General features: G+C 77.4%; 6 protein-coding genes. 5 read left to right on the forward strand and 1 reads right to left on the reverse strand.

Translation table 11 applies throughout. The features are described from left to right. The first annotated feature begins 88 nt into the window (after positions 1-88). Both FZ103_RS07470 and FZ103_RS07475 read left to right on the forward strand, forming a co-directional pair. Positions 89-2,221, forward strand: a complete 2,133-nt coding sequence (locus tag FZ103_RS07470; protein ID WP_186355966.1) for a phosphodiester glycosidase family protein — start codon at positions 89-91, stop codon at positions 2,219-2,221. Positions 2,222-2,350: 129 nt separating this feature from the next. Then, positions 2,351-2,806 carry a MaoC family dehydratase gene (locus FZ103_RS07475; protein WP_155999857.1) on the forward strand — a complete coding sequence of 152 codons (456 nt, stop codon included), beginning with the start codon at positions 2,351-2,353 and terminating at the stop codon, positions 2,804-2,806. A 19-nt stretch (positions 2,807-2,825) separates the two neighbouring features. Here FZ103_RS07475 and FZ103_RS07480 read toward each other — a convergent pair whose 3' ends face one another. Beyond that, on the reverse strand, positions 2,826-3,872 hold the full coding sequence (locus tag FZ103_RS07480; protein WP_155999859.1) for a class I SAM-dependent methyltransferase: 1,047 nt from the start codon (positions 3,870-3,872) through the stop codon (positions 2,826-2,828). A gap of 652 nt (positions 3,873-4,524) precedes the next feature. Between FZ103_RS07480 and FZ103_RS07485 the strand changes: the two genes are divergently transcribed. The 3 genes from FZ103_RS07485 (at position 4,525) to FZ103_RS07495 (ending at position 12,506) form a co-directional block, all read left to right on the forward strand. After that, positions 4,525-6,237, forward strand: a complete 1,713-nt coding sequence (locus tag FZ103_RS07485; protein ID WP_155999861.1) for a DUF2397 domain-containing protein — start codon at positions 4,525-4,527, stop codon at positions 6,235-6,237. A gap of 61 nt (positions 6,238-6,298) precedes the next feature. Beyond that, positions 6,299-7,792 (forward strand): TIGR02678 family protein, encoded by a 1,494-nt coding sequence (locus FZ103_RS25395; RefSeq protein ID WP_155999863.1) that lies wholly within the window; start codon positions 6,299-6,301, stop codon positions 7,790-7,792. 220 nt (positions 7,793-8,012) lie between these two features. Further along, positions 8,013-12,506 (forward strand): SbcC/MukB-like Walker B domain-containing protein, encoded by a 4,494-nt coding sequence (locus tag FZ103_RS07495; RefSeq protein ID WP_343233424.1) that lies wholly within the window; start codon positions 8,013-8,015, stop codon positions 12,504-12,506. Positions 12,507-12,548 lie beyond the last annotated feature (42 nt).

A 12,548-nucleotide genomic window follows, 5' to 3' on the forward strand; every position in this document is an offset into this window, starting at 1 on the left:
AAGCGCAGCGCAATGATGACTCCGAGTAGCAGATCGGTCCTCCGGCCGCCCCGGCCGCCGCCCCTGCCCGCTCGGGAGGTCTTCCACCGTGCTCCGCCGTACCGCAGCAGCGGTCCTCGTCCCGGTCGCCGCGCTGTGGCTGGCGGTCCCCGGCGCCGCGGCCCCGATCGCGCCCCCGGCCGGGCGCACCGTGCCCGTCGCCCCCGGCGTCTCGCTGACCGAGCCCGCATCCGGCGGCGACTCCAGCATGCTCAGCGTGGACCTGCACGGCCCCGCGGCGGTGAGCTACCTGCACGGCGGGCATCTCACCGACCCCGCTCCGGTATCGGAGATGTCCGCGCCCGCGGGCACCGTCGCGGCCGTCAACGGCGACTTCTACGACTCCGGCGCCTCCAACGCGCCGCTGGGCGCGGCCGTCCGCGACGGCACGGTGCTCAAGTCGCCCACGGCCGGCCACCGCCACGTCGCGGCGATCGGCCCCGCGGGCCGCGGCGGCGTCCACCGCGCCGAGTTCTCCGGCACCGCGGCCCTGCCCGGGCCGGATGCGGCGATCGACCGACTCAACAGCCACGAGGTCCCCGCCGACGGCACCGGTGTTTTCACCCCGGCCTGGGGCGGCCACCCGCGCGGCCGCGCCGCAGGCTCGGGGCCGGTCGCCGAACTGGTCGTCTCCGGCGGCAGGGTGCGCGAGGTCCGCGAGTCCGCGGGATCCGGCCGCATCGAGCCCGGTACCCGCGTGCTGCTGGGCCGCGGCGCGGCCGCCGAGCGCCTGGCCGCCGTCCGCCCGGGGGCGCCGGTCGACCTGGACTACACCCTGCGCGCCGGAGGCGTCCGGCCGCGGACCGCCGTCGGCGGGCGCCACGTGCTGCTGCGCGACGGCCGCCCCACCGGGGCCGACGACGGGGCCCGCCACCCGCGCACCGCCATCGGCTTCTCCCGCGACGGGCGGCGGATGTTCGTGCTGGTCGCCGACGGCCGCGCGCCGGGTGCCCCCGGGGCGACCCTGCCGGAGGCGGCCGAGCGGCTGCGCCGGGCCGGCGCCCACGACGCCCTGGAACTCGACGGCGGCGGCTCGGCCACCCTGCTCGCCCGCGAACCCGGAACCGGCGCGCCGGTCGTCCGCAACCGCACCGGCGAGCCGCTGCGCGCGGTGGCCAACGGGCTGGCGGTGCACGTCCCCGCGGGCGACGGCCGGGCCCATGGGGTGTGGGTGCGGCCGGCGATGCGGGCGCGACCCGACCGCGGGTCGGCCCTGCCGGTGCGGCCCGACCCCCATCGTGTGTTCTCCGGGCTGAGCCGGCGGATGACCGCCCGCGCCTACGACTCCGCCTACGGCCCCGCACCCGAGCCCGATCTGAGCTGGGCGGCGGCGGGCGGAACCGTCGAGGACGGGGTGTTCCGGGCGGGCGCGCCCGGCAGCGCCCGCGTGACCGCCCGCACCGGCCGCGCGCGGGGTGCGGCCGACCTGCGGGTGCTGCCCGGTCCCGAGCGCCTGGAGACCGAGCCGGAGGCGCTCGCCTTCCCCGATTCGGCCGGGGCGGGGCGGCCCCTGGTCATCGCCGGTGTCGCTCCGGACGGCACGCGCGCCCCCGTCGCGCCCGCCGACGCCGAGATCGACGTCGAAGACGACCTGGCCGCCGTCACCCGGCGCGGCGACGGCAGCGTGCTGGTGGAGCCCACCGCCGACGCGGGCAGGGGCGCGATCACGGTCGCGGCGGGCGGACGCAGCACCGCGGTCCCGCTGGTCATCGGCTCGGCGAGCGTGGAACTGTCGGACTTCGGCGACGCCGGCGACTGGCGCGCCGCGACCTATCGCGCCGCCTCGGCCGAGGTCCGCCCGGCCGCCGGCAGCTCCGGGGACGGGCTCGCCCTCCGCTACGACTTCACCGGCGAGCGGCGCGCCCGGGCGGCCTACGCCGTGGCGCCCGCGCCGCTGCCGGTCGAGCGGACCGCCTTCGGCTTCCGCCTGCGGGTGCGCGGGGACGGCAACGGCGCCCTGGTGGCGCTGGCGGTCACCGACGCCGAGGGCCGCCGCCACTCCTGCCACGGGCCCCGCGTCGACTGGCGCGGCTGGCGCGACGTGCGGATCGGCGTGCCGGAGGCCGCCGCGCACCCGCTCCGGGTCGAGAGCGTCTATCTGGTCGAGACCCGCTCATCGCGGCAGTACAGCGGCCGGGTGGTCCTCGACGATCTGCGTGCCTCGGTCGCGCTGGAGGGCTGAGCGGCCCGCCGGGTCCGCCGCTCCCGGTGGGCCGCTCGCCCCGTTCGACCGCTCCCCCTGCCATACCGAACGGTCGGTTCGCTAGAGTCGGTGGCGTCGTCCCTCCGGCCAAAAGGAGTGCACACCGTCATGCGGACCTTCACCGATCTCGCCGAACTGGTCGCCGCCAAGGGCGAGCACCTGGGCTACAGCGACTGGCTCACCGTCACCCAGGAGGCCATCGACACCTTCGCCGACGCCACCGGCGACCACCAGTGGATCCACGTCGACCGGGAGAAGGCCGCCGCGGGCCCCTTCGGCGGGACCATCGCCCACGGGTTCCTCACCCTGTCGCTGCTGTCGGCCTTCAGTCCGCAGGTGTGGAAGCTGGAGCAGGCCCCGACGATGGCGATCAACTACGGCCTCAACCGCGTGCGCTTCCTGCAGCCGGTGCGCTCGGGGGCGCGGGTGCGCGACGGCATCCGGCTCACCGACGCCCGCGAGACCAAGAACGGGATGCTGCTGACCTTCGAGCACACCGTGGAGATCGAGGGCGAGGAGCGCGACGCGCTCGTGGCCGAGGGCCTGAGCCTCATCGTTCCCTGAAGGCCGCGCGCCGCGCCGGTCACATCGCCTTGCGGGCGAAGACGCGCACCCCCTTCTCGGCCTGCTCCTCGTGCGCGCTGAGCTCGGGGAAGTCGCGCAGCCACCGCTTGGTGATCCGGCGCTCGTCGGGGCGGCCGGCGTCGTCGAGGACGAGGACCGCGTCGGGGGCGCAGCGGGGCAGCAGCTCGGGAACGGCCGGGTAGCGCGCCTGCTTCGCGGTGCCCTCGGGCGGCCCGTCGACGAAGACGAGTCCGATGTCGCGCAGGTCCTCCAGCGCCGAGGTGTCGTACCAGGGCTGGACGCGTCCGCCGTCCTCCTCGTCGGAGGGCCGCCAGTCGGTCAGCGGCGCGTAGCGGACCTCGACGACGTCCTCCAGTCCGTGGTCGCGCACCAGCTGGCGCGACAGCTCGGCGTAGCGCTCGCTGTGCTCCAGCGCGACGAGGCGCCCGGCACCCGCGCGGCGCAGCGCATAGCCCAGCCAGACGCTGGAGGCGCCGCTGCCGCACTCGACCACGAGTTCGGGGCGGTGCTTCTCGACGGTGCGCACCAGCAGCCGGATCACATCGGGCGAGGCGGCCCAGCCGCGCAGCGCGGGCATGAACGGGGCCTCCGGGCGCAGGTGGTCGCGCAGTTCGGCCCAGGCCACCTGCTGCTCGTAGTCGTGGCGGCCCTGCACGTTCACCGCCTTGGCCAGCTCCTCCGACAGGGCGGGCAGCCGCTCGCGCACCGCCTCCAGCTCCGCGCGGGCCTCTTTCAGCGCCGCGGCCGTCTGCGCGTGCTGGGCGCCGACGGCGTCACCGACCGAGCGGGCCCGGGCGTCGATGCGCCGGCCCAGCGTGTCGACCCGCCGGGTCAGCCGCACCACGAGCAGCGCGTTGGCCAGCACCGCGGCCCCCACGCACGACAGCACCGCCAACTGCGCGGCGCCCTCCCGGCTGAGCAGCCCCAGCGCCGCCAGGGTCGCGAACACGGCCGCCGCGGCCGCGCCGACGAGAGCGGCGGCCGCAAGGTACTTCCAGCGGGGGCGCAGGGACCGCAGGGACCGCAGGGACCGCAGGGACCGCATGAGGAGACCTCCAGGGTTTCGGTGCCCGCCGCAGTCGGGCGGGCAGGGGGATTTCCCGTGCCGGCGGACGGCGCAGCGTGTCGGCTGCAGCGGGGCGGCTGAAGGCCACCGGAACCGTGGAATTCACCCGCATTTCGGGACGGAAAAGACAGTAACGCAACGCCGGGGCGGGCGCATGGGTCGCGCCTGCCGCGAAACGCCGCCGCACCAGTGTTCCCATTGCGTTCATACCCCGATAACCGGCGCGCCTCCATTCGGACGCCCCCCGGAAGCGAGCGCGGGAACCGCCGCCGCACGAGACCGTTTTCGCCTGCACTCGGCAGCATAGGCGCAGGCGCGCCGCCGTAGGCGGCGATGCGCACGAAAGATCGCGGAGTCGTCCCGGCGCCGGCGTCCCGGCGGCCGCGAAAACGCAGCGGAATGGCCGGTTCCAGCGAAAAGCGGACTTCTCGGAATTCGGCGCAGGGCAGCGGTGCCGAATGGCCTGTCCTCTCGCATACGGCTCGCCGACGAAGCCGTCCCGCCGCACCGGCCGCGGCCGCCCCCGCGCGCACTCTCGCACGGCGCCCGGGCGCCCCGTCCCGGTCGCGAAGCAGGTCACCCGCCCGAGCGGCCGCGCGCGGGGCCGCGACGCACTAAGTTGGGGCGGGTCATGCACAACGAGGCCGAAGAGACCCCGAGCACCACCGGAAGCGGCACCATCGCTCCCGCCGGGCCGCCCGCCGCGGGCGCCGCCGAAGAGCCCCCGGCCCCCGCATCTCCCGACACGGCCGGCCCGCCCGGCTCCGGCGCCGACCGGCTGCGGCTCTACGGCTACCTCACCGCCCCCGAGCGCCGCACCTACCTGGCGATCATGCGGCTGTTCACCTCGACGCTCATGGCCGACCTGGGCGCCGGCGAGATCGCCTCCGCGCTGGCCGCCGCCGAACGGCGCGGCGAGATCGACCCGGGCGAGTCCCGGCTGGAGGTGGTCGTCGACCGCCTGGAGCAGCTGGCCCGCTGGGGCAACCTCGTGCCGGGCCGGCGCGAGCCCGCGGCCACCATCGCCGAGTTCACCCGCAGCCGGGTACGCTACCAGGCGGCCAAACTCGCGGTACGCGTGCAGCGCGACGCCGAGGAGGTGCTGGAGGTCGCCGAGGGCGCCCGCGAGGTCTCCCGCGAGCTGCTGCCGGCCATCGAGCGCGGGCTCGCCGACATCGACGGCACCCTCGGCGAGGTCCTGGCCGCCGAGCAGGGCCGCGGCCCCGGCGCGGACTCGGCGCGGAGCCTGCGCGAGCGGCTGGCCCGCCAGGTGACCACGCTGTTCCTGCAGCACGACGAGTTCGCGGCGGCCGTGCGCGACTTCTACGCCTACCTCGGCTCGGTCATCGCCCGCTACGACCTCGCCCCCGCCGAGATGGCCGGCTTCAAGCACATGCTGCTGGAGTACGTCGAACTGATCGCCCAGGACGTGCTGCGCCACTCCGAACCCGTCGTGCTGCGGCTGGAGGCGCTCAACCGGCACCGCGACGCGCTGCTGCGGCGCCTGGACGCCGGCACCGGCGCCGACGCCGCGCTGGGCCCGGGCCGAGCGGGCCCGGGCCAGACCGAGCTGGTGGAGCGCGCACCCGGCCGGCGGGCCGCGGACTGGGAGCAGCTGACGGGGTGGTTCGTCGGCCGCCCCGGGCGCCCCTCGGAGGTCGACGCGCTGCGGGAGGCCACCAGCCGCGCCATCACCGCCCTGTTCGCCAACGTCAAACGGGTCACCGGAGCCGGCGGGGTGGACCCCGGGCGGCGCCGCGACCTGCTGCGGCTGGCGGGCTGGTTCGACGCTGCCGCGCCCGAGGCCGCCCACGACCTCTACGCCGCCGCCTTCGGCCTGTTCTCGGCCCGCCACCTGGGGATCGCCGCCGACGACGACTCCCCCGACCCCGCGCACACCTGGCCGCAGGGCCGCCGCATCGACGTCGAGGTCAACGTGCGCAGCCGCAGCGAGCGCGCGCCCGGCGGCCCGTCGCCGCGCATCAGCGACGACCCGCTGGGGCGCGCGGCGCTGCTGGAGGAGGAGCAGCGCCGCCGCAGCCGGCGCAGCGCCGCGGTGGGCGAGCTGTCGGCGGCCCGCGGCGACCTGGCGGGCGCGCGGCTGTCCAGCGACGCACTGGAGGTGCTGTGCGAGCTGCTGACCCTGGCCGGAGCCACCCGCGACGGCCCCGCCGATACCGGCAGCGCCTCCGACGCGGTCACCGGCCTGACGGTGGTGCTGGAGCCCCGGCCCGAGCAGGTGGCGCGCATCGGCTCCGAGCTGGGGTCGATGGAGCTGCACGGGGTCGACGTGCGCCTCAGCGTCGAGGAGCCGCTGCTGCCGGGATCGGAGGGATCGCCGTGACCCCCGCCGCCACCCGCACCTTTGGAGACGCCGCGCGCGCCCCGCGGGCGGGCGGTGCCCGGTGAGCCGCCGCGATCCGCTGGCCGGCGGGGAGACCGCCGCCTTCGACGGACTGGACGAGATCGAGGCCGCCCAGGTGCGCCGGTGCGCGCGGGTGCTGCTGCGGCGCCCGCTGCTGCGCGCCCAGGGGCCCGACGGCGAGGCGCTGCAGGCCGTGCGGCGCTACGCCGACCGCCTGCAGGCCCTCTTCGCGGGCTACCTGGGCTACCGGCTGGTGGTGGAACCGGGGTTCGCCCGCCTGTACAAGACGGGGCACGCCCCCGACGGCGTGCGCGGCGCCCACAAGCCCAACGGGGCGCCGTTCACCCCGCGCGCCTACGCCTACCTGGCGCTGGTGCTGGCCGTGCTCACCGGCGGCCAGGGCCAGTTGCTGCTGTCGTCGCTGGTGGCGGAGGTGCGCGCGATGGGCGCCGAGGCGGGCCTGGAACTGGGCTCGGGCATCGTCGACCGGCGCGCACTCGCCGCCGCGCTGCGCCACCTGATCGACCTCGGCGTGCTCAGCGAGACCGACGGCAGCGTGTCGCCGTGGGCCGAGGACGCCGACCGCGAGGCGCTGCTGACCGTCGACCCCGAACTGCTGGGCCACCTGGTCGCGGCGCCGCTGGCGCGGATCGGCTCGCCCGAGGAGCTGGCGGGCGGCCCGGCCGGCCACACGGCCGCGGACGGGGGCGTCGCCGAGGGCGCGGCCGTGGAGGAGCGCCACCGGGTGCGGCGGCGGATCGTGGAGGACCCGGTCGTGCCGCACTCCTCACTGCGCCCCGGCGAAGGCGACTGGCTGCGCGCCAACCTGGGCTCGGAGGCCCACCTGCTGGAGGAGCTGACCGGCCTGCGGCTGGAAGTGCGCGCGGAGGGCGTGCTTGCGGTCGACCCGGAGGGCTACCTCACCGACCGGCACTTCCCCGGCACCGGCACCGTGGCCCGCATCGCGCTGCTCGCGGCCGCGGAGCTGCTGGAGGAGGCGCAGCAGGAGGACGCCGGCAGCGGTGCGAGCGGGCCGAAGGGTATCGAAGCGCCCCGCAGGCCCGCGGGAGGCAGCAATAGGAGCGGGCCGAAGGGGCGCGGTGCCGCCTGGACTGACGAGCGCGGGGAGCGAGGAACGAGCGACCCAAGCGAGGAGGGAAGGCGGCACCTCCAAGCGCCCCGCAGGCCCGCGGAAAGCAGCAGCGCGGACGACGGCTGGGTGCCCGTCAGCGGCGACCGGCTCGCCGCGGCCGTGTCGGCGCTGGCCGAGCGTTACCCGCGCGCCTGGTCGCGCGAGGCCGTCCGCGACACCGGCCGCCTCGCCGCCTCGGTCGTCCAGACCCTGGCCCAGTCGGGGCTGGCGCGCGCCGGCCCCGGAGCGGCGGTGGAGATCAGCACGGCGGCGGCCCGCTACCGGCCGGTGCCCGACGGCCCCGAAGGACGGCAGCCGGAGGAGGGCGCCGCCGCCGACAGCGCGGGCGGCACCGCCGGCGGCGCGCCCGGCCCCGGCCAGGACGCCCTCTTCGGGCTGTAACGCCGACCGCGCCCGGTGCCGCGCCCCGCCGGGCGCACGGCCGCGTCGGCGCCGCCTTCTACCCTGCTCGTAGCGCCAGCCCCGCTCCCCCAAGGCACAGGTTCGATCCCGGAGGTACACGATCATCGCCAGCGAGCCCGATCAGCAGGCCGAGCCCGCCCGCGCGCCCGCGGCGCAGGACGCCTCCCGGCGCGAGCGGTGGCGGCTGCACCGCGGCGGCGTGGTGAACATCTGGCAGTACCGCGACGAGGAGTTCGACCTCTCCGGCGGCCGGGTGATCTTCAAGGGCACCAACGGCTCGGGCAAGTCGCGCACCCTGGAGCTGCTGCTGCCGCTGTGCCTGGACGGCGACCTGCGCAACATGGGCTGCAAGGGCTTCGACACCGTCAGCATGAGCCGGCTGATGCTCGACGACTACGCCGAAGGCACCATGCGGGTGGGTTATGCCTGGATCGAGCTGCGCGGCACCGCCGCCGACGGCACCGAGGAGTTCACGACCTGCGGCGTCGGAGTCAAGGCCAGCGCCTCCAGCCGCCAGGTCTCCGACTCCTGGCGGTTCATCACGCCGCTGCGGGTCAACAAGGACTTCGCGCTCACCGAGCAGGACCGCCCCATCGGCCAGGCGCGGCTGCGCGAGCGCATCGGCGAGGACGCCGTCGTCAGCGGGCAGGACGCCTTCCAGCAGCGCGTCGCCGCGACCGTCTACGGCATCAGCGGGGGCAGCCGCTACGCCGACCTGCTGCACCTGCAGCGCACCCTGCGCAACCCCGACATCGGGCTGAAGGTGCTGCAAGGGCAGCTGGAGCAGCTGCTCTCGGACGCGCTGCCGCCGGTGGACCCCGAGGTCGTCGCCCGCACCGCCGCGGGGCTGGACAACCTCGAAGGGGTGCGGCGCAACGTCGCCCGGCTGCGCCGCGCCGACGGCGCGCTCGCCGAGTTCCTGGAGGGGTACCGCGGCTACGCGCTGGGGGTGCTCGCCGACCGCGCCGCCGCGCTGGAGTCGGCTGAGGCCGAGGCGGAGCGGGCCGAGGCGCGGCGCGCAAAGCGCGAGACCGAGCGCGCCGCGGCAGAGGAGGCGCTGCGCGGCGCCGAAGCCGAGCGCGACGCCGTCACCGAGCGCACCGACACCGTCCAGACCGAACTGGAGGCGCTGAAGGCCTCGCCCGCCTACACGGCCCTGGGCGACCTGGAGGACAAGGAGGCCACCGTCGCCTCCCAGCGGCGGCACGTGGTCGCGGCGCTGGACAACGCGGCCGGCCTGCGCACCGCCGAGGAGCAGTCGCTGGGCGCACTGGAGCGCTCGGCGGCGCTGGTGGCGCGCCTGGGCGAGTCCGCGGCCACGGGAGCCGCCGAAGCGCGCGCGACGCTGGAGGGCCTGGGCCTGGGCACCGCCTTGGGCGGGCTGCCCGACCTGGTCTGCGACCTGCGCCGCGGCCGGGCCGCCGAGCGCGTGCTGCGCTCGCCCGAACCCGGCGCCCGGCCCGAGGAGGTCCAGCGCGAAACCGCGCCCCCGATCGCCGCCGCGGAACTGGAGGGCGCCGCCGCGCGCGCCGCCGACCAGGTGGCCGAGGCGGCCCGCGCGGCGGCCGAGCGCGGCCCCGAACTCGCGGCGCTGCGCTCGCGCGCCGAGCACCTCGACGAGGAGGAGCGGCGCGTCCAGCACCTGGGCGAGCAGGCCGCACGCGCCGCCGAGGACGCCGACGCCGCGGCCCGCCGGGCGCGCGAGGGCGACGAGCGCCTGCGCGAGCTCGGTCGGTCCTGGGCCGAAGCGGTCGAGCGCTGGTACTCCGAGGCACTGCCCGCCGACGACCGCCCGGAGGCGGGCGAGCTGCCCGATGCGCCCGAGGGCTCGGACGTGGGCGCCGACCCCGAGGCCTACCGCGGGTTCCACCGCGACGTGCGCACCGCGCTGCAGCCGCGCCTGCGCACCGCCCAGCACGCGGTGCTGCAGGCCGAGCAGCGCCTGGCCGCCGCCGAGGACGAGCGCGCCCGCCTGGAGGAGGAGCGTGCGGCGCTGCGCGAGTCGGCGGAGGTGGAACCGCCCGCGCCCGCGCTGACCACCGCCGAGCGCTCCCCCGCCCAGGGCGCGCCCTTCCACCGGCTGGTCGACTTCGCCCCCGGGCTGCCCGCGCAGGCGCAGGCGGGCCTGGAGGCGGCCCTGCACGCCGGCGGCCTGCTCAACGCCTGGGTGCGCGCCGACGGCTGGATCGGCGGGCTCGCCGAGCGCGACGGCGACGACGTCTGGGCCCTCCCCGGCCCGCCGTGCGAGGGCCCGTCGCTGGCCGACGCGCTGCGGCCCGCCACCGGCGACACGGCCGTGCCCGAGCGGGTCGTGGAGGCCCTGCTGCGCTCCGTCCCGCTGCTTGCGCCCGCCGAGCCCGCCGCGGCGGACGGCACCGCCTTCGCCTCGCTGGTCGAGCCGCGCGGCGGCCTGGCGGAGGCCGACCGCGCCCGGCTGGAAGCCGCCTGGCACACCGGCGGGCTCGCCGACGCCCGGGTGCTGCCCGACGGCCGACTCACCGCCGCCGACGGCACCCCGTTCCTTTCCGGCGGCACCGCGCAGCCGTCCGGGCCTGTGCTGGCCGACGTGCTGCGTCCGCGCGGCGCAGGCGCCGGCCCCGCCCGCGAGACCGTCGAGGACCTGCTGGGCTCCACCCCGCTGCCTGGGGCGGGCGCCCGCCCGCCCGCCGGGCTCGCCTTCGGTGCGGACGGGCGCTGGCGGGCCGGCGCGCTGCACGGGCGCCACCGCAAGGCCGTCGCCGAGTACATCGGTGCCGGGGCGCGCGACGAGGCGCGGCGGCGGCGCGCCGACGAGCTGGAGCGCGAGTGCGCCCGCATCGGCGCCGCGATCGGCACCGGTTCCGACGACGGCCTGCGCGCGCAGCTCGCGCGAGCGCAGCACCGCGAGTCGGCGTGGCAGTCCTGCCTGGACTCCTTCCCCGACATCGGCGAGGTGCTGCGCGGCCGCATCGAGGCCCAGTCGCGCCGCTCGGCCGCGGCCCGCGCCGCCTCCGACGCCGAGGAGGCCGACGCCGACCACGCCCGCGCACGCGCGCGCCTGGGCGCCGAGCAGGGCGACCACCGGCGGGCCTGCGCCGAGGTGGGCGTGGCCGCCGACGCCGCCCGGCTGCGCGAGCTGTCCGAGCGCGCCCGCCGCGCCGCCGCCGAACTGGAGGGCGTCGGCACGCTGCTGCGCCGCGACTATCCCGAGGCGCTGCGGTCGCTGGCCGCCGCCCAGGACGACCACGCCCGCACCGTCGAGACCCGGCGCAAGGCCGAGGCCGACGCCGCCGAGGCCCACCGCGCCTACACCGAGGCGCACGCGGTCCTGGCGACCCTGAGCTCCGGGCTCGGCCGCGACGCCGAGGAGGTCGGCGCCCGCATCGCCGCCCTGCAGGAGGAGCGCGCCCAGCTGCGAAACCGCGCGCCCAAGGCCCAAAGCGACGTCGAGGCGGCCATCAAGGCGCTCGCCGACGCCGAGGGGCGCCTGGACGCCGAGGAGGCCCGGGCGCGCGAGGCGCGCGCCGGGGTCGCCGATGCCGAGGACGCGCTGACCGACGCCGCCGGTGTCGGCGGCGTGTGGGAGGCCGCGACGGGCCAGGTCGAACCGCCGTTCGAGCGCGCCGAGCTGCGGTCGGCGCTGGCGGCGGCCCTCCAGCGCAGCACCGCCGAGGACGGCGGCGCGGAGCGGTCCGCGACCCCGGCCGGTGCGGGCGGCAGGCGGTCCGGCGGCAGGCGCGGCCGCCGTGGGGCGGGCGATCCCGCAGCGCTGGAGCGCGACCTGATCGCGCGCCTGCAGGCGCTGCAGTCCGCGCTCGCCGGCACCCACGACGTGCAGGCCGACCGGGAGCAGGGCATCCTCACCGTCACCGTCAGCGAGGACGCCGGCACCGCCCCGGTCGCGGCCACCGCCCGCGCCACCGCCGCCCGGCTCGCCCAGGCCGAGGAGAACCTCACCGAACGCGAGGAGGGCGTCTTCGAGGAGTACCTGCTCGGCGACATCGCCGAGGAGCTGCACCGCCAGATCGGCGCCGCCGAGGCGCTGACCCGCCGGATGAACACCGTGCTGGAGGCCGCCCACTCCAGCCAGGGCGTGCGGGTGGAATTGTCCTGGGAGCCGGCGCCGCAGCTGGACCCGGCCGAGCGCTCGGCGTTCGCCCTGGCCAAGAAGCCGCTCGCCGCGCGCACGGCCGAGGAGAACGACCGGTTGCGCCGGGCTCTGCTGGACCGCATCCGCGCCACGCGCGCCCAGGGCGGCGGCACCGGCTACGCCGAGCTGCTGTCGGGCGCGCTCGACTACCGCCGGTGGTACGCCTACCGGGTGCGCATCCACGACACCGGCCCCGACGGCAAGCCGCGCGACCGCCGCATCCGCCAGCTCTCCTCGGGCGAGACCCGCCTGGTCTCCTACGTCACCCTGTTCGCCGCCAGCGCGGCGTTCTACGACGCCCTGCAGAGCGGCGCCGACGGCCCGCTGCGCATGGTGCTGCTGGACGAGGCCTTCGAACGGCTCGATGACCCCACGATCGCGCGCCTGCTGGAGCTGCTGGTGGATCTGGACATGGACTGGGCGATCACCTGGCCCTCGGGCTACGGCGTCTCCCCCAGGATCGACCGCATGCACATCTACGACATCCTCAAGCGCAAGGGCGCCTGGGGCGTGGCCTGCGCACGCACGACCTGGAACGGGGCGGGATTCGAGCGGGCCGGGTGAGCAGGGGCCGGCCGGGGGGGCTGGAGGCGGCTCGGCTCCGGG

Origin of the sequence: Streptomonospora sp. PA3 (genome assembly GCF_009728995.1) — a bacterium.
In the GTDB taxonomy this organism is placed as follows: domain Bacteria; phylum Actinomycetota; class Actinomycetes; order Streptosporangiales; family Streptosporangiaceae; genus Streptomonospora.